At 72.8% G+C, this 20430-nt stretch carries 20 protein-coding genes; 16 read left to right on the top strand and 4 right to left on the bottom strand.

What is annotated here, in order from left to right; all coding sequences use genetic code 11:
• Positions 1 to 47 precede the first annotated feature (47 nt).
• Positions 48 to 962: a DUF106 domain-containing protein gene (locus NO900_RS04050; RefSeq protein WP_256407939.1), complete on the top strand. Its 915-nt coding sequence runs from the start codon at positions 48 to 50 to the stop codon at positions 960 to 962.
• 67 nt (positions 963 to 1029) lie between these two features.
• Here the strand turns inward: NO900_RS04050 and NO900_RS04055 are convergent, their stop codons facing one another.
• The gene (locus NO900_RS04055) at positions 1030 to 2352 is read right to left on the bottom strand and encodes a carboxylate--amine ligase (RefSeq protein WP_256407940.1); all 1323 of its coding nucleotides are present in this window, start codon (positions 2350 to 2352) and stop codon (positions 1030 to 1032) included.
• 104 nt (positions 2353 to 2456) lie between these two features.
• On the opposite strand from NO900_RS04055, the gene NO900_RS04060 reads away from it, so the two are divergent.
• Together NO900_RS04060 and NO900_RS04065 are read left to right on the top strand one after the other, a co-directional pair.
• Positions 2457 to 2963, top strand: coding sequence for a DUF5813 family protein (locus NO900_RS04060; protein WP_256407941.1), 507 nt, complete (start codon positions 2457 to 2459; stop codon positions 2961 to 2963).
• A gap of 130 nt (positions 2964 to 3093) precedes the next feature.
• The gene (locus NO900_RS04065) at positions 3094 to 3417 is read left to right on the top strand and encodes a DUF7991 family protein (protein ID WP_256407942.1); all 324 of its coding nucleotides are present in this window, start codon (positions 3094 to 3096) and stop codon (positions 3415 to 3417) included.
• A gap of 12 nt (positions 3418 to 3429) precedes the next feature.
• Here the strand turns inward: NO900_RS04065 and tmk are convergent, their stop codons facing one another.
• A complete protein-coding gene (gene tmk / locus NO900_RS04070; protein ID WP_256407943.1) occupies positions 3430 to 4029 on the bottom strand; it encodes a dTMP kinase in 600 nt (199 codons plus the stop codon).
• Between the two features lie 164 nt (positions 4030 to 4193).
• Here tmk and NO900_RS04075 point away from each other — a divergent pair, with 164 nt between their 5' ends.
• The 7 genes from NO900_RS04075 to NO900_RS04105 all read left to right on the top strand — a co-directional run bounded on the left by NO900_RS04075 (position 4194) and on the right by NO900_RS04105 (position 11862).
• Complete coding sequence (locus NO900_RS04075; protein ID WP_256407944.1) at positions 4194 to 5579, top strand: hemolysin family protein; 1386 nt, start codon at positions 4194 to 4196, stop codon at positions 5577 to 5579.
• Between the two features lie 135 nt (positions 5580 to 5714).
• Positions 5715 to 6581 (top strand): universal stress protein, encoded by an 867-nt coding sequence (locus NO900_RS04080; protein WP_256407945.1) that lies wholly within the window; start codon positions 5715 to 5717, stop codon positions 6579 to 6581.
• Positions 6582 to 6742: 161 nt separating this feature from the next.
• A complete protein-coding gene (locus NO900_RS04085) occupies positions 6743 to 7639 on the top strand; it encodes a complex I NDUFA9 subunit family protein (protein WP_256407946.1) in 897 nt (298 codons plus the stop codon).
• Between the two features lie 157 nt (positions 7640 to 7796).
• The gene (locus tag NO900_RS04090; RefSeq protein ID WP_256407947.1) at positions 7797 to 8978 is read left to right on the top strand and encodes a tubulin/FtsZ family protein; all 1182 of its coding nucleotides are present in this window, start codon (positions 7797 to 7799) and stop codon (positions 8976 to 8978) included.
• A gap of 13 nt (positions 8979 to 8991) precedes the next feature.
• Positions 8992 to 9672: a 2-phospho-L-lactate guanylyltransferase gene (gene cofC, locus NO900_RS04095; protein ID WP_256407948.1), complete on the top strand. Its 681-nt coding sequence runs from the start codon at positions 8992 to 8994 to the stop codon at positions 9670 to 9672.
• A gap of 72 nt (positions 9673 to 9744) precedes the next feature.
• Positions 9745 to 10908, top strand: coding sequence for a 7,8-didemethyl-8-hydroxy-5-deazariboflavin synthase subunit CofG (gene cofG, locus NO900_RS04100; RefSeq protein WP_256407949.1), 1164 nt, complete (start codon positions 9745 to 9747; stop codon positions 10906 to 10908).
• A 93-nt stretch (positions 10909 to 11001) separates the two neighbouring features.
• Positions 11002 to 11862, top strand: a complete 861-nt coding sequence (locus NO900_RS04105; RefSeq protein WP_256407950.1) for a mechanosensitive ion channel family protein — start codon at positions 11002 to 11004, stop codon at positions 11860 to 11862.
• Positions 11863 to 11882: 20 nt separating this feature from the next.
• Here NO900_RS04105 and NO900_RS04110 read toward each other — a convergent pair whose 3' ends face one another.
• Positions 11883 to 13355, bottom strand: coding sequence for an MATE family efflux transporter (locus tag NO900_RS04110; protein ID WP_256407951.1), 1473 nt, complete (start codon positions 13353 to 13355; stop codon positions 11883 to 11885).
• 128 nt (positions 13356 to 13483) lie between these two features.
• Here NO900_RS04110 and thiE point away from each other — a divergent pair, with 128 nt between their 5' ends.
• Entirely contained in the window at positions 13484 to 14122 is a 639-nt protein-coding gene (gene thiE, locus NO900_RS04115) for a thiamine phosphate synthase (protein WP_256407952.1), read from the top strand.
• Between the two features lie 19 nt (positions 14123 to 14141).
• Positions 14142 to 15047, top strand: a complete 906-nt coding sequence (thiM, locus tag NO900_RS04120) for a hydroxyethylthiazole kinase (RefSeq protein ID WP_379792125.1) — start codon at positions 14142 to 14144, stop codon at positions 15045 to 15047.
• A gap of 28 nt (positions 15048 to 15075) precedes the next feature.
• Here the strand turns inward: thiM and NO900_RS04125 are convergent, their stop codons facing one another.
• Positions 15076 to 15894 (bottom strand): SDR family oxidoreductase, encoded by an 819-nt coding sequence (locus NO900_RS04125; protein WP_256407954.1) that lies wholly within the window; start codon positions 15892 to 15894, stop codon positions 15076 to 15078.
• 136 nt (positions 15895 to 16030) lie between these two features.
• On the opposite strand from NO900_RS04125, the gene NO900_RS04130 reads away from it, so the two are divergent.
• From NO900_RS04130 to NO900_RS04145, 4 genes are all read left to right on the top strand, one after another.
• Positions 16031 to 17530 carry a phytoene desaturase family protein gene (locus NO900_RS04130; RefSeq protein WP_256407955.1) on the top strand — a complete coding sequence of 500 codons (1500 nt, stop codon included), beginning with the start codon at positions 16031 to 16033 and terminating at the stop codon, positions 17528 to 17530.
• Complete coding sequence (locus NO900_RS04135; protein ID WP_256407956.1) at positions 17527 to 18426, top strand: prenyltransferase; 900 nt, start codon at positions 17527 to 17529, stop codon at positions 18424 to 18426. The genes NO900_RS04130 and NO900_RS04135 overlap by 4 nt, the downstream gene beginning before the upstream one ends.
• On the top strand, positions 18423 to 19334 hold the full coding sequence (gene cruF, locus NO900_RS04140) for a bisanhydrobacterioruberin hydratase (protein WP_321169210.1): 912 nt from the start codon (positions 18423 to 18425) through the stop codon (positions 19332 to 19334). The genes NO900_RS04135 and cruF overlap by 4 nt, the downstream gene beginning before the upstream one ends.
• A gap of 112 nt (positions 19335 to 19446) precedes the next feature.
• Positions 19447 to 20004, top strand: coding sequence for a diadenylate cyclase (locus tag NO900_RS04145; RefSeq protein ID WP_256407957.1), 558 nt, complete (start codon positions 19447 to 19449; stop codon positions 20002 to 20004).
• The last annotated feature ends 426 nt before the right edge of the window (positions 20005 to 20430 follow it).

Consider the following 20430-nt stretch of genomic DNA (forward strand, 5'->3'; position numbering starts at 1 on the left):
CGCCGATCCTACAAGGTTCTTAACCGTCGGCCGCCAACCGACCGATAATGAGCAAGGTCGAACGGAGAGTCCGCTCGCTCGTCAACGAGGACGGCGAGATGCGGGACGCCCTGGAGGTCGTCCTCGACCGCGCCACCGACGGCGAGGTCCAGTGGGTCGACGTCCGCGACGAGATCACCAGCGGCCAGTGGGGCCGCCTCATCGAGAAGGAGATCCTCGTCGACGACGGCGAGTCCGGCTTCGCGCTCGCCGACCCCGACGAGATCGAGGCGGGCATGAGCGAGGACGGCGGGAGCGGCGGCGGCAGCGACGTCGAGACCCCGGAGACGACCTCGTGGACGAAGTGGGACAAGCTCGCCGCCGTCGCGACCATCGGCGCCTTCGTCGGCTACGCCGTCGGTCCCGTCCGCGACGCGATCGCGGGCACGATCGACGTCGTCCTCGGGCCCCTGCTGAACGTCGTCCCCTTCTACGTCGTCATCATGGTGATCGCGCTCGGGACCGGGCTGTACTCCACGCTGCTGCGCGCGGGGCTCATGGACATGGAGAAGATGAGCCAGTACCAGGAGCGGATGCAGGACATCCAGGAGCGCCGGAAGGAGGCGAAGGAGCGCGACGACGACGCGGCGCTCGACGCCATCCAGGAGGAGCAGATGGACGCGATGGGCGACCAGCTCGGGATGTTCAAAGAGCAGTTCCGCCCGATGGTGTGGATCATGTTCCTCACCATCCCGGCGTTCCTCTGGATGTTCTGGGTGATCGGCTACCGCGGCTCGACCGCCGAGTACGAGATGGTCGCTCGGCAGGCGATCGTCGTGCCGCTCGCCGGCGAGGTCACCTGGGACACGGGGATCGTCGGCCCGATCCAGATGTGGATCCTCTGGTACTTCCTCTGCTCGATGGCGTTCACCCAGCTCGTCCAGAAGAGCCTCAACATCCAGATGTCGCCGTCGTCGTCGTAGGTCGCGGCCGACCGCTATTTTCCGCCGTTCGACGTCGCCGCCGCCGTTCGACGTCGCCGCCGGCCCGTCAACAGGAGCAGTAGTACTCCCGGTCGACGAACTCGGTCTCGAACAGCTTCGCGGCCGGGCCGGGGTCGGTGGGGCGGTACGCCCCGGTCGTCAGGTCGCCCTCGCGCTCGAAGGCGCCGGAGACGAGCCGGCGCCAGTCGGCGGCCGACAGCCGGTCCCAGAAGGCGTCGTCGCCAGCGAGCAGCGAGAGGTAGTCGCGGAGGTACACCCACCGCGTCGGCTCGACGCCCTCTGACTCGTAGTCGGCGTCGGTGACCGCGGCGTACGCCGCCATCGGGAGGTTCGCGCCCGCGGCGACGGGCATCGAGATCCACTTCCACGGGCGGGTGTTGACGTCGAGGAGGAGGAACTCCTCGCGGTCGGCGTCGTAGACGAACTCCGACTCGCTGATCCCGTGGTAGCCGGCGTCGTCGAGCACCGCGAGCGCGCGCTCCTCGATCGCCGGCTCGTCGGCCGTCTCGACCAGACAGGAGGTGCCGAACTGCCGCGGGTACCGCACCGCCGCGTTGCCGACGACCGCGAGCGCGTCGCCGGTCCCGGAGGGCGGGACGTACGACGCGAGCGAGTGGTCCCGCCCCGTCGCGATGTCGACGCGCTTCTGCGCCATCACGGCGATCCCCTCGTCGCTCGCGGCCGCGGCGACGTCCTCGAACTCCCCGCGGTCGGCGACCTCGATCACGTTGGTGCCGAACGCCTCCTCGAAGTCGCGCTTGAGCTCGGGCTTCACGACCAAGGGGAAGCCGAGCGCGTCGGCGGCCTCGTCGACCGTCGCGTCGGGCTCCCGCGTCGCCGCCGCGGCGGTCTCCGTCAGCCGGTACGTCTCGGGGTACGGCACGCCGAGCGCCTCGCAGGTCGCGTACAGCTCGGACTTGTTCAACACGTCGTCGAGCGTGTCGCTCCCGGAAAAGGGGAGCCGGACGCCGTCGGGGTCGGCCTCGGCGTACGCCAGCGCCCACTCGTCCATGCAGCCGAACGCGACCGCCTCGGTCCCCGCGGCGTCGACGACCGCCTCCACGTCCTCGCGGAACCCGTCGAGGTCGTCGAGGGGGTACGTGACCGCGCCCGCGAAGTCGACCGCGTCGGATGGCGGGGCGAGGCCGTCGTGGCGGACCGACCCGCTCCCGTCGTCCGCGCCGACCGCCTCGCCGACGCCGTCGCCGGCGCGGTCGAGCGCGATGACGGGCACGCCGTGCGCGTCGAGCGCGCGGGCGACGCCGAGTCCGGTCACGTGGGCGTTGCTGACGAGGGCCGGCGGGCGGTCGAACGACGCGTCCGCGAGCGCGTCGGTCAGCGCCTCCGTCGAGCGGAACTGGTCTGCCATACCCGGCGTTGGCCGTCCGGACACAAAGGCGCACCAGTATCGGCTCGGCGTGCCACTACCGGTGACGCAACGCGCTTTTGGTCCCGCCGCGCCTTCCCCTCGGTATGAGCGAGACAGAGCTGCCCGGCCGGGTCCGCCGCGCGTTCGCGGACCACGGCTCCTTCGAACCCGCCGGCGAGGCGGGCGCCTGGACCTCCGAGACGACCGCGTTCGACGGGGAAGTGCGCGCCGAGCCCGCCGCGGACGGCCGCGTCCGGTTCGCGGTGACCGTCCGGGTACCGACCCTCTCCGCGGCGACCGCCGACGAGGTCGCCGACGTGGTCGAGGAGGGGTGGATCGAGACGTTCGAGCTCCGCGTCGTCGACGTCGGCGGTGTGACGCGCGCCGAGCGCGAGTTCGACCCGGCGGTCACCGTGGGGGACGACGAGATCGCCGTCGAGTTCGAGCTGACCGACATCAACGAGCGGCGCGGCGTCGACGACGCGGGGGCGCTCATCGACTTCGTCGAGGGGACCTACGTGCAGGGCGTCATCCCCGGCTACGAGTACGTCGACCCCGTTGCGGGGCTGCTGTCGGCGGCGCGCCAGCAGGGGAACGACGGCGCGTTCTGACCGCGGTCGCGGCCGGCGGTCGCGGCCGGCGGTCGGAGTCGGCGATCGGCGGTCGGAGTCGGCGATCGGCGGGCGAGGCGTCGGGCGCGTCGGCCGATAGGGGCAAATGCCGGGAGCCCGTACCGGAGGTATGCTCGCGCTGATCGGGTTCGTCAGCCTCCTCGCGCTGGTGGCGTTCCACACGCTCGTCGCCGGGGTGACGACCCGCTTCTTCCGGCTTCGGCTGTCGACGTCGTGGGGGTCGGTGGTGTACACGATCGTCTTGACCCCGATGCTCCTCCTGGTCTCGACGCTCGTGTTCACCGGCGCGCTCAACGTCGGCGCCGGCGTCAACCTCGGCAGCACGACCGTCCTCTTCGGACTGCTCGTCTTCCTCCCGGTCGTGCTCGGCGCGGCCATCGACTACCTCTACGTCCCCTCGCCGGAGGAGTACGAGCTGCCGGACACGCGGTAGGACGACTGCGAATCAGTTCTCGATCAGGTCGGCGACGACCTCGGCGACCCGGGCCGTGACCGCCTCCGGCGACCGCGTCGCGTCGACGCGCACGAACCGCTCCGGCTCCGCGTCGATCAGCCGCTCGTAGTTGTCGCGGACCGCGGCAAGGTAGCCGTCCCGCTCGAACTTGTTCGTGCGGCCCGCGCGCTCGGCGGCGGTCCGGGGGTCCAGGTCGAGGTATATCGTCGCGTCGGGCGGCCGCGAGAAGGGGGCGTGGATCGATTTGACGTATTCGAGGGGGTCCCGGCCGTCGAGGGCGATATCGCTCGCGGCGAGCGTCGCGGCCTGATAGGCGAACCGGGAGTCGGAGTAGCGGTCGGAGACGACGAGGTCGCCGTCGTCGAGCGCGGGCCGGACCGTCTCGGAGAGGTGGTTCGCGTGGTCGGCGGTGTACAGGAACAGCTCCGCGAGCGGATCGGCGTCGTCGGCCGCGATCGAGCGGGCCACCGCCTCGCCGTACCAGCTGTCCGTGGGCTCGCGGGTGAACGTCGCGTCGGGGTGACGCTCGCGGAGCGCCTCCCAGACGGTCGTCTTCCCGCTCCCGTCGAGCCCCTCCAGCGTGATCAGCATGGTCGCGCTCGGACGCGGCGGGGAATAAACCGTCCGGGTTCCGGGGACGCGAGCGCGCGTCCGAGGCTCCCGGGGGGCGCGAGCGCGGCCATTTTTACCGCGGGGCGGCGAACCGGCGCCATGGTCGGCGACTCCCCCGCGCCGCGGGCGACACGGAGGCACCGATGGTAGCCGTCGCGGTCTCGGTCGCTCGGGTGGCCGCGGCGCTGGCGCTGGTCGCCCTGAACGGGTTCTTCGTCGCCTCGGAGTTCGCGTTCGTCCGGGTCCGGTCGACGTCGGTCGAGGGGCTCGCCGCCGAGGGCCGCGCCGGGTCGGCGGCGCTCCGGGACGTGATGGGGAGCCTCGACGACTACCTCGCGGCGACCCAGCTCGGGATCACGCTCGCCTCGCTCGGGCTCGGCTGGATCGGCGAGCCCGCGGTGGCCGCGCTCATCGAGCCGGCGCTCGGCTCGGTGCTCCCCGAGAGCGCGGTCCGCCTCGTCGCGTTCGCGATCGCGTTCGGCGTCGTCACGTTCCTCCACGTGGTGTTCGGCGAGCTGGCGCCGAAGACGATCGCCATCGCGCGGGCCGAGCGCATGGCGCTGCTGCTCGCCCCGCCGATGAAGCTCGCCTACCGCCTCTTCTCGCCCGGCATCGTCGTCTTCAACGGGGCCGCGAACGCCTTCACCCGCGCCATCGGGATCCCGCCCGCCTCGGAGACCGACGAGACGATGGGCGAGCGCGAGATCCGGCGCGTCATCGCGCGCTCCGGCGAGGCCGGCCGCATCGACCCCGCCGAGGTCGACATGATCGAGGGCGTCTTCGAGCTCGACGACACCGTCGTGCGCGAGGTGATGGTGCCGCGGCCGGACGTGGTGACGCTCGCCGCCGACCGGGCGCTCCCCGAGATCCGCGAGACCGTGCTGGAGGCGGGCCACACCCGCTACCCGGTCGTGGCCGACGAGGACGCCGACCGCGTGGTCGGCTTCGTCGACGTGAAGGACGTGCTGCGCGCCGGGGAGGCCGGCGACGAGTCGGCGACTGCGGCGGACCTCGCGCGGGAGCTCGTCGTCGTGCCCGAGACGACGGCGGTCGGCGACCTCCTCGTCCAGTTCCGCGAGGAGCGCCGGCAGATGGCCGCCGTCGTCGACGAGTGGGGCGCCTTCGAGGGGATCGTCACCGTCGAGGACGTGACGGAGGCGCTCGTCGGCGACCTCCGCGACGAGTTCGACGACGGCCGCGGCGAGCACACGATCCGGGCGCTGGAGGGCGGCGCGTACGAGGCCGACGGCTCCGTCTCCCTCCCCGCCGTCAACGACGCCCTCGGGACCGACCTCGAAGGCAACGGCTACGACACGCTCGGCGGGCTCGTGTTGGACCGGCTCGGTCGCACCCCGGAAGCGGCCGACGTCGTCGAGGCCGGCGGGCACCGCTTCGAGGTCACCGCGGTCGACGGCGCGCGGATCTCGACGGTTCGGATCGACCGGATCGAGGGCGACGGAGACGGGGGCGCGAGCGGCCCCGGAGCGGGCGGCGGCGCGAGCGACGCCGACGAGCGCGGCGGCGAGTAGGATGGCGAGACGCGAGGCGGCGCGAGCGAGTAGGGTGGCGGGACGCGAGACGGCGCGAGCGAGTCGGACGGTGGGACGCGAAGCGACCCGGGGCCGCACGGGCGTTTTTTACGGGTCGACCGCGACCCTCCGCCCATGTTCGACCGGATCCTGTTCCCGACCGACGGCGGCGAGGGCGCGGCGGCGACGTTCGGCCACGTCCTCGACCTGGCGGCGGACCACGACGCGACGGTCCACGTGCTCAACGTCGCCGACACGACCCACGACAGCGTCACGCGGGTCGGCCGCGACGTGGTCGACGTGCTCGAAGAGGAGGGCGAGGGCGTCGTGGAGGCGGCCGCGGAGCGGGCCGCGGACCGCGGCGTCGAGACCGTCACGGCGGTGCTCCAGGGCGGCGTCGCGGAGACGATCGTCGCGTACGCGGCGGAGCGCGACGTCGACCTCGTCGCGATGCCCACGCGCGGGCGGACGGGGCTCGACCGACTGCTCCTCGGGAGCACGACCGAGCGGGTCGTGCGCCGGTCGACGGTCCCGGTGCTCAGCCTCCGGCCGGACGGCGAGCCGGCGCGGTACCCGTACCGGGACGTCCTCGTCCCGACCGACGGGAGCGAGCGGGCCGGCGACGCGGTCGACCGCGCCGCGTCGCTGGCGGCGCGGAGCGGCGCGACGCTCCACGTCCTCTCGGTCGTCGACGTCGGGAGCGTCGGGGCCGAGGCGTACTCGGGCACCGACGCGCTCGTGTCGGCGGCGGAGGAGGCGGTCGCCGAGGCCGCCGCCGTCGCCGAGGCGGCGGGCGTGGAGACGGTCGAGCACGTCGAGGTCGGCTCGTCGGCGGTCCGCGGGATCCGGGCGTACCTCGCGGACCGCGACGTCGACCTCGTCGTCATGGGCACCCGCGGGCTGACGGGCGTCGAGCGCTACCTGCTCGGGAGCGTCGCGGAGCGCACGGTCCGGACCTCGCCGGTCCCGGTGCTGACCGTGCCGGGCGACGGGTCGGAGTGAGAACGGCGGCGGACCCGACAGAAGGACGGTCGCCCCGTCGACTGACGCCGGCCACCGCGGTCGACCGGGGTCGGTCGCCGGTTCGAAACCGCGGCACCGCTCCGCTCGGCGGCGTCTGACGCCGCGGTAGGTTTACGGGGGTTCCTCGCGTTGAGCCGTGCATGAAGGTATTGGTAGCCGGCGGGACCGGGTTCATCGGGTCGTACCTCTGTCGCGCGCTCGCCGACGGGGGTCACGACGTGACGGCCCTCTCCCGCTCGGGCGGAGAGACGCCGGACGGGGTCGACGTCGCGACGGGCGACGTCACGGACTACGACTCGATCGCCGGGGCCGTCGAGGGGCAGGACGCCGTGGTGAACCTCGTCGCGCTCTCGCCGCTGTTCGAGCCGAAGGGCGGCAACGTGATGCACGACCGGATCCACCGCGGCGGGACGGCGAACCTCGTCGACGCCGCCGAGGCGGCCGACGTCGAGGGGTTCCTCCAACTGAGCGCGCTCGGGGCCGACCCCGACGGCGACACCGCCTACATCCGCGCGAAGGGACAGGCGGAGGAGATCGTCCGGGAGAGCGGCCTCGACTGGACGATATTCCGGCCCTCGGTCGTCTTCGGCGAGGGCGGGGAGTTCGTCTCCTTCACGAAGCGGCTGAAGGGGATGTTCGCGCCCGTCGTCCCGCTGTACCCGCTGCCCGGCGGCGGGAAGACCCGGTTCCAGCCGATCCACGTCGAGGACCTCGTCCCGATGCTGGTGGCGGCGCTGGAGGGCGACGAGCACGTCGGCGAGACCTACGAGATCGGCGGCCCGGAGACGCTGACGCTCCGGCAGGTGACCGACCTCGTGTACGAGGCCGAGCGCAAGGGCGTCACGATCGTCCCGCTGCCGATGCCGCTCGCGAAGGTCGGGCTGACGGTGCTCGGCGCCGTCCCCGGCTTCCCGATGGGGCCCGACCAGTACCGGTCGTTACAGTTCGACAACACGACGGCCGACAACGACGTCGCCGCGTTCGGCGTCGACCCGGACGAACTGACCACGCTCGGCGCGCATCTGGGGGTCCGATGACGCGGTCGATCGCGAGGCGGGGCGGCGGTTCTGCGGGCCGACCCGAGGGCGCGGGGTCGTTCGTGTCACTCAGTCGGATATCAGCGATGGTAACGGCAACCGAAGGATTAAGTATGCCATCACGTTCTGTTCATTTCAAAGGCGGAGGGAGCACACGATGAAACTTGCAATGATCGGATTCGGACAGGCGGGGGGAAAAGTCGTCGACAAGTTCCTGGAGTACGACAAGCGGACGGGGTCGGAGATCGTCCGCGCGGCCGCCGCCGTCAACACGGCGAAGGCCGATCTCATGGGACTCGAACACATCACCGAGGAGCAGCGCGTCCTCATCGGCCAGTCCCGCGTGAAGGGCCACGGGGTCGGCGCGGACAACGAGCTCGGCGCGGAGATCGCCGAGGAGGACATCGACGAGGTCCAGGGCGCGATCGACTCGATCCCGGTCCACGAGGTCGACGCGTTCCTCGTCGTCGCCGGGCTCGGCGGCGGCACCGGCTCCGGGGGGGCGCCGGTGCTGGCGAAACACCTCAAGCGGATCTACACCGAGCCCGTCTACGGGCTCGGCATCCTGCCGGGCAGCGACGAGGGGGGCATCTACACCCTCAACGCGGCCCGCTCGTTCCAGACGTTCGTCCGCGAGGTGGACAACCTGATGGTGTTCGACAACGACGCCTGGCGGAAGACGGGCGAGTCCGTCCAGGGCGGCTACGAGGAGATCAACGAAGAGATCGTCCGGCGGTTCGGCATCCTCTTCGGGGCCGGCGAGATCCGGGAGGGTCAGGAGGTCGCCGAGAGCGTCGTCGACTCCTCGGAGATCATCAACACGCTCTCCGGCGGGGGCGTCTCCACCGTCGGCTACGCGGAGGAGGAGGTGGAGGAGCGCTCCTCCGGCGGCCTGCTCTCGCGGCTGCGCAACGACGACGGGGACGAGGACGAGCTCGACAGCGCGCACACGACCAACCGCATCACCAGCCTCGTCCGCAAGGCGGCGCTCGGCCGGCTCACACTCCCCTGCGAGATCGAGGGCGCGGAGCGCGCGCTGCTCGTGCTCGCCGGCCCGCCGGATTACCTCAACCGGAAGGGGATCGAGCGCGGCCGCAAGTGGCTCGAAGAGCAGACCGGCTCGATGGAGGTCCGGGGCGGGGACTACCCGTACCGCGGCGCCGGCTTCGTCGCGACCGTGATCCTGCTCGCGGGCGTCACGAACGTCCCGCGGATCAAGGAGCTCCAGCAGGTCGCCATCGAGGCGCAGGACAACTTAGACGAGATCCGCGAGGAGAGCGAGGAGAACCTCGACGAGCTCGTCAGCGACGACAGCGACGAGCTGGAATCCCTGTTCTAGGGCGACCCTCCCGATGGAGGTCATCGTCCCCTTTTCGACCGACCGCCCCAAGTCGCGACTCTCCGCCGTCCTCGACCCCGACGAGCGGGCGGCGTTCGCGCGGGCGATGCTCCGCGACGTGCTCGCCGCCGTCGAGGGCGCCGGCGGCGACCCGCGGGTCCTCGCTACCGGACCGGTCGACGCCGACTTGGGGTGTCCCGTCGCGGTCGACGGGCGTCCCCTGACCGACGCCGTGAACGCGGCGCTGGACGCGCGGCTGGGAGGCGACGGCGGCGAGGGGAACGCGGACGGCCCGGAGCCCGTCGCGGTCGCGATGGCCGACCTCGCCCTCGCCACCCCGGAAGCGCTCCGGGAGCTGTTCGCGGCCGGCCGCGAGGCCGATATCGCGATCGCCCCCGGCCGCGGCGGGGGGACGAACGCGTTCGTCGCGAGCCGCCCCGAGTTCCGGGTCGACTACCACGGCGCCTCCTACCTCGACCACCGGCGGATCGCCGCGGAGATCGGCGCGAGCGTCGCCGTCGTCGACTCCCACCGGCTCGCGACCGACGTGGACGAGCCCGCCGACCTCGCGGAGCTCCTGATCCACGCGGAAGCCGATGACGCGGCCGACGGCGGGCGCGCGGCCCGGTGGCTCCGCGACGCCGGCTTCGCGCTCGACGCGGGAAACGGGCGGGTCGGCGTCGAGCGGGGGTAGGGGGCCGGCCGACGGTTCCCGCCCGGATCCGGGACCGCGATCCTTTTTGAACCGCGAGCGCGAGGTGCGGACGTGTTCACGGCGGCCGACGAGTACGGGATCGACCTGTCGATCGACGAGCGGGCGGTCGAGCGACTGCTCTCGGTGACGCCCGCGGACGTCGAGCCCGCCGACCGCCTCACCTTCGCGCGGAACGTCTTCGTCCCGCTGACGACCGCCTGCCGGTACACCTGCACCTACTGCACCTACTACGACGTGCCGGGCGAGGCCTCCCTGCTCTCGCCCGAGGAGGTCCGCGAGCGCTGCCGCGTCGGCGCCGACGCCGGCTGCACGGAGGCGCTGTTCACCTTCGGCGACGAGCCGGACGACCGGTACACCGCGATTCACGACCGGCTCGGCGAGTGGGGGTTCGACTCGGTCCACGACTACCTCTACCGGGCCTGCGAGATCGCCTTGGAGGAGGGGCTGCTCCCGCATTCGAACCCGGGCGACCTCACCGAGGCGCGGTTCGCCGACCTGCGGGAGGTGAACGCCTCGATGGGCGTCATGCTGGAGACGACCGCCGACGTCGACGCGCACTCGGGGGGCCGCCGAAAGACTCCCGGCCAGCGGCTCAACACGATCCGGGCGGCGGGCCGGCAGGGGGTCCCGTTCACCACCGGCATCCTGGTCGGGATCGGCGAGGGGTGGCGCGACCGCGCGGAGAGCCTGCTGGCGATCCGCGAGCTCCACGAGCGCCACGGCCACGTCCAGGAGGTGATCGTCCAGAACGTCGTGCCGAACGAGCGGTCGGACTTCGCGAGGCCCGACCTCGCGACGATGCGCCGGGTCGTCGCGATGGCGCGCGCGGCGCTCCCGCCCGAGGTGTCGGTCCAGGTCCCCCCGAACCTCTCGCCCGCGGCCGACCTCGTCGACTGCGGGATCGACGACCTCGGGGGCGTCTCGCCGGTGACGGACGACTACATCAACCCCGCCTACGAGTGGCCCGACCTCGACGGGCTCCGCGCGGTCGCCGACGCCGGCGGGATGCCCCTGCGCGAGCGGCTCCCGACCCACGCCCGATACCTCCCGGACGACCTCCGACCGGCGGGCGTCGACCCCGCGCCGCCGCCGACGGACCGCGACGCGTGGCTCCCGCCGGCGGTCCGCGACCGGATCCGCGACGGCGACGTCCACGGGCGGCGGCTGCGCGGGGTCGCCCGCGGCGACGGGCCGCTCGCGGTCCGGAGCGACTGAGTGCCCGTGACGCGGAGCGTCCGACTCCCGAACCGGACGTAAACAACCGCGGTGCCAGTACCTTCTTTATATAGTCGCCGCAAGGACGGGACGATGTACCCCTTACAGCTCGACGCGATCGCGAACGCCGTCGACGTGGCGGCGATCGCGACCACGGCGCTCCGATTCGTCGCCGGCTTCCTCGCGGTGCTGCTGCTCGGAAAGCTCGTCCTGATCCCCGGGCTTCGGCGGGTCGTCCGGTCGCGCGGGTTCGACGAGGCCGTGTTGAGCCTCGGGACGAACGTCCTCAACGCCGTCGTCTGGGTGGCCGCGATCGCGATCGGCTTCGCCGTGGCCGGCTACGGGAGCTTCCTCTCGGCGTTCGCGGTGTTCGGCGGCGCCATCGCGCTCGCCGTCGGCTTCGCGGCGCAGGACCTCCTCGGCAACTTCGTCGCCGGCGTGTTCATCCTCAAGGACAAGCCGTTCGAGGTCGGCGACTGGATCGAGTGGGACGGGGAGTCAGGCCGCGTCGAGGAGATCGACCTGCGGGTCTCGCGCGTCCGGACGTTCGACAACGAGCTGGTCACGGTGCCGAACGGCGACCTCGCGAACAGCGCCGTCACGAACCCCGTCGCCTACGACACGCTCAGACAGAAGTTCGTCTTCGGGATCGGCTACGACGACGACATCGCCGAGGCGACGGACATCATCGTCGAGGAGGCCGAGGCCCACGGGGAGATCCTCGACGACCCGGGCGTCTCGGTCCGGCTCGTCGAGCTCGGCGACTCGGCCGTGGGGCTCCAGTCGCGCTGGTGGATCGCCGACCCCGACCGCGGCGACTTCGTCCGCGTGCGCTCCGAGTACGTCACCGCGGTGAAGGAGGCGTTCGACGAGGCCGGCATCGACATGCCGTACGTCCACCGGCAGCTCACCGGCAGCGTCGAGGTCCTCGAATCGGCCGTCGACGGGGAGTAGGGCCGCCGCGGCGAACGCCCTCACTCCGTCGACGCGTCGCCCTCGGCCGCGTCCGGCCGGTACTGTCGACTGACGGCCTGCCACCGGTCCGACCGGAACCGCGAGAGGTTGAGTCCGGCCGGCACCAGCTTCTCCGCGATCACCGCCGCGTACAGCCCGCCGACGCCGAGCGGCGTCGCCAGCCCGAGCAGCGCGGCCGGGAGCGCGACGACGTACAGCCCGACCATCGACGCGAGGAAGGGCCACCGGGTGTCGCCCGCGCCCCGGAGCGACCCGGTCACGGAGCCGTCGACGCCGAGCGGGATCGCCGAGACCGCGGCGACGACGACGAAGGCGGCGGTCGCGGCCACGGCGGCCGGGTCGTCGACGAACACGCCGGCGATCGGGTCGGCCGCGACGGCGACGACCGCGGACGCGGCCACGTAGACGACCGCCGACAGCCGGATCACGTCGCGGCCGTACTCGGTCGCGAGCGCCTCCTCGCCCGCGCCGAGCCGCTGGCCGACGAGCGTGCTCGCGGCGATGGAGAAGCCCCAGCTGAAGCTCCCGAGCAGCGCCCGGACGCGGCGGCCGACTTCGAGGGCCGCGACGGTCGCGGAGCCGAACGAGGAGGCGACCCACAACAGCGGGAAGACGGCGACCCCCTCGGCCACGCGGCGCCCGATCAGGGGCGCGGAGACCCGGAGGAGCTGCCGGATCAGGCCGGCGTCGACCCACGGCCCGGCGCGCCCGATCGGGACCGGCGAGGCGCCGCGGCCGAAGTACGACCGGCCGGTCATCCCCCACGAGAGCGCGACTCCGACCGCGGCGATGGAGACGGCGGTGCCGAGCGCCGCGCCGAGCACGCCGAGGCCGACGCCGAGCACGAGCCAGACCGTGAGGACGACGTTGAGGAGGGCGCCGCCGGCCCGGACCACCATCGGCGTGAACGTGTCGCCGACGCCGGCGTAGGTGCGGCTCGCGATCATGTTGAAGAACTCGAAGGCGAGCGCCGGCGCGGTGACGACGAGGTAGACGGTGCCGGCCCGGAGCGCGGTCCCCTCGCCGCCGACGAGCGCGATCAGCGGCTCCGCGAGGGCGACGAGGCCGACGACGATGGGGGCGACGAGCGCCAGCGCGACGAGGAGCGACCCCTTGACGACGAGCGCGGCGCGGCCGCCCTCGCCGCCGCCGTAGTTCTGCGAGACGAGCGACACCGTCCCGCCGGCGAGCCCGATGGAGACGAACTTCGCGAGCTGCCAGTAGGCGAACGCGAACGCCAGCCCGGCGACGGACGGCGCCCCCAGGGCGATCCCGACGACCGCCAGGTCCACCGTGTTCTTCGACATGATCGCGAACCCGGTGACGATCCGGGGCCACGCCAGGTCGAGCGTCTCGCCGAGCCGGTCTCGGTCGATGACGCCGGCGCGGTCGAGGCCGCCGGCCGCCGCCGACCCGATCCGGGAGAGGGCGACGCGGAGCCGGAGGGCCGCCGCCCGGAGTCGTGATCGCATCGACTGCGGTACGGACCGGGGCGGCTTGGGTCTGTTCACCTCGGCAGGCCGCCGGGACCCGCGGCGACCGACCCGGAGCCGCCGCGCGAACGACAGCTTTTCACGGCGACCACCAGAAGGTATCACCAATGAATCCCAAGGAGTGGCGGACGTACCTCGTGACGCAGGGGAGTCGGTCGGCGGGCCGCGACACCGAGGCGATCGTCGAGGCGGCGCTCGACGGCGGCGTCGACGCCGTGCAGCTCCGCGAGAAGGGCGTGAGCGACGCGGAGCGGTACGAACTCGGCCGACGGCTCCGCGAGCTCACGGCCGACGCCGGCGTCCCGCTGCTCGTCAACGACCGGGTCGACATCGCCGGCGCGGTCGACGCCGACGGCGTCCACCTCGGCCAGTCCGACCTCCCGGTCGCGGTGGCGCGCGAGCGGCTCGGCGAGGAGGCGGTCGTGGGACGCTCGACGTCGACGGTCGGCGAGGCGCGGGCGGCCGCGGAGGCGGGGGCCGACTACGTCGGCGTCGGGGCGGTGTACGGGACGGGGACGAAGGACGTGCCGGACGCGAAGGACGGGATCGGGACGGACCGGATCCGGGAGATCGCGGAGGCCGTCGACCTTCCGGTGATCGGGATCGGCGGGATCGACGCCGACAACGCGGGTGCGGTCGCGGCGGCGGGCGCGACCGGGGTCGCCGTCGTCTCGGCGATCACGGCCGCGGACGACCCGCGCGCGGCGACGGCGGCGCTCCGGGAGGTGGTCGACGATGCGCGGTGAGCAGACGGGCGGGGAGGAGATGAGCGGTGAGCCGACGGGCGACGACCTGACGACCGGCGACCCGACGACCGACGATCCGACCGACGCCCCGATCGACGGCGCGCTCGTCGCCGACGCGCTGTCGGCGGTCGGGGCGGCCTCGCCGCTGGTGCACCACCTCACGAACGCCGTGACGACGAGCGAGACCGCGAACGTCACGCTCCACTGGGGCGGGCTCCCGGTGATGGCCGACGCGCCGGCGGAGGCGGGCGACATGGCCGCCGGCGCGGACGCGGTCGTGATCAACACCGGAACCGCGTCGCGGCCCGACATCGGCGCCATGGTCGACGCGGGGCGGTCGGCGAACGAGGCCGGGGTCCCGGTCGTCCTCGACCCGGTGGGATACGGCGCGACTCCGCACCGCGTCGAGTCGGCGGGGCGGCTGCTCGACGCGGTCGCGTTCGACGCGATCAAGGGGAACGTCGGCGAGGTCCGCGGGCTCGCCGGAGAGGAGGCGGCGGTCCGGGGCGTGGAGTCGGTCGACGAGGGCGACGCCAACGTCGCGGACGCGGCGCGGGCGCTCGCCGCGGAGACCGGGGCCGTCGTCGTCGCGTCCGGCCCGACCGACGTCGTCGCCGACGGCGAGCGCGCCTTCGGGGTGACGGCCGGCCACGAGCGCATGGGGTCGTTCGTCGGCTCGGGCTGCATGCTCGCGAGCACCCTCGGGACGTTCGCGGCGGTCGTCGGCGAGGGCGACGGGGCGCCGGCGTCGACGACCGAGGCCGCGCTCGCCGCGTGCGCGGCGTACGGCCTGGCCGGGGAGCGCGCCGCGGCGTCCGACCCGGCGGGACCGGCGAGCTACCGGACGGCGTTCATGGACGCGGTCGCCGCGGTGGCGGCGGAGCGGCCCGCGCCCGACCTCGCGTCGCGGGTCGAGGAGGTCTGAGACCGCACCACCGGGTTTCGGAGGGCACCTACCGCGTCGCCGACTTCCACTCGCGGAGCCCGAGCCGCTCCCCGTTCAGGTCCTCGGCGGGCGCCTCGGTGGCCGCCCAGACGAACAGCGGCGCGACGCTCTCGGGGTCGCGGGCGCGCTCCTTCCCGGTGAGGTCGGTCGCGACGAGCCCGGGGTCGACGACGCCGACCGCCGCGTCGAGGTCGGCGGCGAATCCCCGCGCGACCGCCTCGGCCGCGGCCTTCGAGACCGCGTACGCCCCCATCCCGGGCGTCGACTCGTGCGCGACCGACCCGGAGGGAACGATCACCCGCGCGCCGTCGGCGAGGTGCGGGACCGCTTCGCCGATCGTCGCGAAGACGCCGCGGGCGTTGGTGCGCATGGTGTCGTCGTAGTCGGCGTACGAGACCTCGTCCGTCGGCCGCCCGCCGGGCGCGCCGTGGAAGACCGCGGCGTTCGCGAGCACGACGTCGATCGGACCGCCCTCGCGGGCGGCCCGCTGGAAGAAGCGTTCGAGGTCGAACTCGTCGCGGACGTCGACGCGTTCGCCCCAGGCGGTGCCGGCCGTGTCGGGGGCGTCGGGAGCGTCATCGGCGTCATCGGCGTCCGCGGCATCCCCGGCGCTCTCGGCGTCCCCGGCGCCGTCTCCGGGACCGTCGGAACTGCCGTCGCCGTCGTCCCCGTCGCCGTCCTCACCGTTCAGCTCCGCGACGGTCCGATCGACGGCGTCGCCGTCGCGGCCGGAGACGGCGACGAACGCCCCCGCCTCGACGAACGCCTCGGCCACAGCCCGCCCGATCCCGCTCGTTGCGCCGGTGATCGCGACCGTCGGTTCCATATGGGGATCGGTAGGGGCGGCCGCGACTTAGGCGTACTCACTCGCGGCGCCGGCGGGCCCGCGCCGCGGCCGGAGACCGGGCCGCCGTCGCCGCGTCTGGCCGGTATTTATACCGTCGCCGCCCCTACGATCCCCCATGGACGTGGCCCCGGACATCGACGCCGCGGCCGGCGAGTCCGTCGTCGTGATCGGCGGCGGGTTCGGCGGCCTCTCGACCGCGTGTTACCTCGCGGACGCCGGCGCGGACGTGACCCTGTTGGAGAAGAACGAGCAGCTCGGCGGGCGGGCGAGCCGACTCGAGGCCGACGGCTTCCGGTTCGACATGGGCCCCTCGTGGTACCTGATGCCGGACGTGTTCGAGCGCTTCTTCGGCCACTTCGGCCGGTCGCCGGACGAGTTCTACGAGCTGGAGCGGCTCGACCCGCACTACCGCGTGTTCTGGAAGGACGGCGACATGGTCGACGTGCTCCCGGACCGCGAGGCGAACCGCGAGCTGTTCGAGGAGTACGAGCCCGGCGCGGGCGACGCGTTCGACGCCTACCTGGAGGAGTCGGAGCGCACCTACGAGATCGGGATGGAGCACTTCGTCTACGAGGACCGCCCCCGACTCCGCGACTACGTGGACAAAGACGTGCTCCGGTACTCGTGGGGGCTCTCGCTGCTCGGGAAGATGCAGGGGCACGTCGAGAGCTACTTCGACCACCCGAAGCTCCAGCAGCTGATGCAGTACACCCTCGTCTTCCTCGGCGGCTCGCCGTACAACACGCCGGCGCTGTACAACCTGATGAGCCACGTGGACTACAACATGGGCGTCTACTACCCCGAGGGCGGGATCGGCGCCGTCGTCGACGGGATCGCCGAGCTCGGCGCCGACCTCGGCGTGGAGTACGTCACCGACGCCGAGGTGACGGGGATCGAGGGGCGCTACGGCGGGTTCGCGGTCGACACCGCCGACGGGGAGCGCTACCTCTCGGACGTCGTCGTCTCCGACGCCGACTACGCGCACACCGAGCAGGAGCTGCTCCCGCCGCGCAAGCGGCAGTACGCCGAGGAGTACTGGGAGTCGCGGACGTACGCCCCCTCGGCGTTCCTGCTGTACCTCGGCGTCGAGGGCGACGTGCCGGAACTCGAACACCACACGCTCGTGCTACCGACCGACTGGGACGGGCACTTCGAACAGATCTTCGACGACCCCTCGTGGCCCGACGACCCCGCCTACTACCTCTGCGTCCCCTCCGAGACCGACGACACCGTGGCGCCCGAGGGCCACAGCAACCTCTTCGCGCTGGTCCCCATCGCGCCCGGGCTGGAGGACACCCCCGAGCTGCGCGAGGAGTACCGCGACCTCGTGTTGGACGACGTCGCGGAAAACACCGGGACGGAGCTGCGCGACCGGATCGTCTTCGAGGAGACGTTCTGCGTCGACGACTTCGCCGACCGCTACAACAGCTACCGCGGGAGCGCGCTCGGGCTGGCGCACACGCTGCGACAGACCTCGCTGCTCCGGCCGTCCCACGAGTCCGACGCGGTCGACGGGCTCTACTTCACGGGGTCGACGACGACGCCCGGCATCGGGGTCCCGATGTGTCTCATCAGCGGGCAGATAACGGCCGAGGCGGTCTCGAAGCCGACGTGAGGAACGCCGTGACCGACACAGCGACCGACGCCGACCGACGGTCGATCGCCGCCGACCTCCGGTACCTGCTGGTGCTGTCGCGGCCGCGCTTCTGGCTGTACCTCGCGGGCCCCGTCGCGGTCGGCGTCACGTACGGGATCGGCGACGTGAGCGGGCTGTTCACGCCGACCACGGTGGCGCTGGCGGCGTACTTCCTCGTGCCCGCGAACGTGTTCCTCTACGGCGTCAACGACGCGTTCGACGCCGACATCGACGAGCTGAACCCGAAGAAGGAGGAGCGCGAGGCGCGCTGGCAGGGGGACCGGCTCGTCTCGGTCGCGGTGCTCGCGTCGGCGCTGGCGGGGCTCGCGACCTTCGCGCTCACGCCGCGGGTCGCGTGGCCGTACCTCGCCGGCTTCCTCCTGCTGTCGGTCGGCTACAGCGCCCCGCCGGTGCGGTTCAAGACGACGCCGTTCCTCGACTCCGTCTCGAACGGCCTCTACATCCTGCCCGGCGCGGCCGCGTACGCGACCGTCGCGGGCGCCCACCCGCCGCTCGCGGCGCTCGCGGGGGCGTGGCTCTGGACGATGGGGATGCACACGTTCTCCGCGATCCCCGACATCGAGCCCGACCGCGCCGCCGGGATCCGGACGACGGCGACGCTGCTCGGCGAGGGGCGGACGTACGCCTACTGCTTCGCCTGCTGGGCGGCCGCCGCGGCCGCGTTCGCCGCGGTCGACCTCCGGCTCGGCGCGCTGCTCGGCGTCTACCCGGTCTTCGTCGCGTGGGTCGCCGCCTCGTCGGTGTCGGTCGACCGCGCGTACTGGTGGTTCCCGGCGCTGAACACCGCCGTCGGAACCCTGCTGGCGATGGGCGGCCTCTGGCGCGTCTACCCGGTCACGGAGGTGCTCGCGTGAGCGACCCGGACGGGTCGGCCGGCTCGGCGGGGTCGCCGGAGTCGACCGGGTCGACCGTAGGCGGCGTCGACGCGCTCCGCGCGCGGCTCCCCGACACCCGCCGCGGCGCGGAGGCCCTGCTCGACCGGACCGTCCGCGAGAACCGGTTCACCATCGCCGTGTTGTTCCCGCTCGTCGGCGCGCTCGCCTTAGTCGGCAGCGCGGAGGGGTGGGTGCCGGAGCCGTTCGCCTTCCACCCGTGGTTCGTGCTGTTCGGCGTGCTGGTGATGCGCTCGCCGCTCGTCGTCGGGACCCTCCCCGCGATCGACCGGCGCGCGGTCGGGTGGGTCGGCGTCCTGATCGCGTACACCTACGCCGTCGAGCTGGTCGGCGTCGCCACGGGCTGGCCGTACGGGAGCTTCGAGTACACCGTGGACCTCGGGCCGATGCTCGCCGGCGTGCCGGTCGCGCTCCCGGTCTTCTTCATCCCGCTCGTGGTCAACGCCTACCTGCTCTGCCTCCTCCTCCTCGGCTCGCGGGCGTCGAACGGCTGGCTCCGGCTGGCGACGGTGATCGCCGCGGTCGTCGCGATGGACGTGGTGCTCGACCCGGGCGCGGTCGCGCTCGGCTTCTGGAGCTTCGGCGGCGGGAGCTTCTACGGCGTCCCGCTCTCGAACTACGCCGGCTGGGTGGTGTCGGCGACGGTCGCGGTCGTCACCCTCGACCGCGCGTTCGCGGGGACGACGCTCCGCGACCGGCTGCGCGACTGCGAGTTCATGCTCGACGACATGGTGAGCTTCGTGATCCTCTGGGGCGGCATCAACCTCTGGTACGGGAACCCCCTGCCGGTCGCCGTCGCCGCCGCGTTCGGCCTCGGGCTCGTCCGCGCGGACCGGTTCGACGCGCGGGTGTTCTCGCCGTGGGGATGACTCGCCGCGGGGGTGACTCCCCGACGCGACTCGGTGTCGCTTAAATACGCCCGTCGCCTCTCTCCGGTATGAGCGTTCAGGAGCGTCACGGGCGGCACGGCGAGGGGGGCGAATGAGTCGGCTGGCGATCGAGTACGGCGACCACGAGCGCGTCCGTGAGGTCGTCGACCGGCTGACCTACTGCGCCGAGCACGTCAGCGTCGCGTTCGACGGGTGGGAGGAGCCGCACGTCAAGGGGCCGGGGCTGTACTTCGCGGTCGTCGCCGACCGCGACTACGGCGAGTACGCCGACCCGATGGGCGACAACCGCTGGCCGCGGGAGGGCTGCGCGTCCGTGTTCGACGAGGGGGCGTTCGTCGACGCCGTCGGGACGGTGAGCGTCGAGCAGGACGGCGGGATCGTCGTCGCCGTCGACGGCGAGATCGAGGCGCAGATGGTCCGGTTCCGCGACCTCGGCACCCGGAGCGGGGAGTCCGACCTCGTCGACGACGTGGCGTACGAGCCGTGGATGGGGTCGCGACACATGAGCGCGATCGAGACCTCGGTGCGCCCGGAGGTCGTGGCGACGGTGACGCTGAGCGAGGAGACGGGGCGCGTGAGCGTCTTCCGCGACGGCGAGGCGACGTCGATGCGGCGCCACGAGCTCGGCGGCGAGTGGCGCGTCGAATAGGAAATAAAACGGGTTCCGTTACGGTCCGCCTCCTCGGATGGGTCCTCGTCTGAAACGGCCGGTCACCGTGCGGTGACTCCTGGTTGAGAGAGGAATCGGAGCGCGAATCGGTCGAGCGGTCGTTCGTACGTGACCGCTCGCTCTACGGTGAACACCCTAGAAGTCCCGGCCGCCCGGCTGTGCGCGATCAGTGACTCGACGCCGGAGAACACCTCCAAAGCCCCAGCCGGGAGGACTCGCGCGGCTTGCTGCGCTCCTCGCTCGGTCGCTCACTTCGTTCGCTCCCTCGCTGTGGTGCTTACTGCGCCGTGCTTCGTCCTCCCGGCTGCCCCTTTGAGTCCCACCCGACCGCACAGCACCGCCGGAAGACGTTCCTGCTCGCTCACTCCGTTCGCTGCGCGGGCTGCGACTTCCGTGCTCTCGCTC

The organism is Halorubrum rutilum (assembly GCF_024494565.1).

What these genes read in the sequence shown, in the direction of transcription:
- NO900_RS04050 (WP_256407939.1), top strand. Translation starts at nt 48, where the DNA reads ATGAGCAAGGTCGAACGGAGAGTCCGCTCGCTCGTCAACGAGGACGGC.
- NO900_RS04055 (WP_256407940.1), bottom strand. Translation starts at nt 2,352, where the DNA reads ATGGCAGACCAGTTCCGCTCGACGGAGGCGCTGACCGACGCGCTCGCG.
- NO900_RS04060 (WP_256407941.1), top strand. Translation starts at nt 2,457, where the DNA reads ATGAGCGAGACAGAGCTGCCCGGCCGGGTCCGCCGCGCGTTCGCGGAC.
- NO900_RS04065 (WP_256407942.1), top strand. Translation starts at nt 3,094, where the DNA reads ATGCTCGCGCTGATCGGGTTCGTCAGCCTCCTCGCGCTGGTGGCGTTC.
- tmk (WP_256407943.1), bottom strand. Translation starts at nt 4,029, where the DNA reads ATGCTGATCACGCTGGAGGGGCTCGACGGGAGCGGGAAGACGACCGTC.
- NO900_RS04075 (WP_256407944.1), top strand. Translation starts at nt 4,194, where the DNA reads ATGGTAGCCGTCGCGGTCTCGGTCGCTCGGGTGGCCGCGGCGCTGGCG.
- NO900_RS04080 (WP_256407945.1), top strand. Translation starts at nt 5,715, where the DNA reads ATGTTCGACCGGATCCTGTTCCCGACCGACGGCGGCGAGGGCGCGGCG.
- NO900_RS04085 (WP_256407946.1), top strand. Translation starts at nt 6,743, where the DNA reads ATGAAGGTATTGGTAGCCGGCGGGACCGGGTTCATCGGGTCGTACCTC.
- NO900_RS04090 (WP_256407947.1), top strand. Translation starts at nt 7,797, where the DNA reads ATGAAACTTGCAATGATCGGATTCGGACAGGCGGGGGGAAAAGTCGTC.
- cofC (WP_256407948.1), top strand. Translation starts at nt 8,992, where the DNA reads ATGGAGGTCATCGTCCCCTTTTCGACCGACCGCCCCAAGTCGCGACTC.
- NO900_RS04105 (WP_256407950.1), top strand. Translation starts at nt 11,002, where the DNA reads ATGTACCCCTTACAGCTCGACGCGATCGCGAACGCCGTCGACGTGGCG.
- NO900_RS04110 (WP_256407951.1), bottom strand. Translation starts at nt 13,355, where the DNA reads ATGCGATCACGACTCCGGGCGGCGGCCCTCCGGCTCCGCGTCGCCCTC.
- thiE (WP_256407952.1), top strand. Translation starts at nt 13,484, where the DNA reads ATGAATCCCAAGGAGTGGCGGACGTACCTCGTGACGCAGGGGAGTCGG.
- thiM (WP_379792125.1), top strand. Translation starts at nt 14,142, where the DNA reads ATGAGCGGTGAGCCGACGGGCGACGACCTGACGACCGGCGACCCGACG.
- NO900_RS04125 (WP_256407954.1), bottom strand. Translation starts at nt 15,894, where the DNA reads ATGGAACCGACGGTCGCGATCACCGGCGCAACGAGCGGGATCGGGCGG.
- NO900_RS04130 (WP_256407955.1), top strand. Translation starts at nt 16,031, where the DNA reads ATGGACGTGGCCCCGGACATCGACGCCGCGGCCGGCGAGTCCGTCGTC.
- NO900_RS04145 (WP_256407957.1), top strand. Translation starts at nt 19,447, where the DNA reads ATGAGTCGGCTGGCGATCGAGTACGGCGACCACGAGCGCGTCCGTGAG.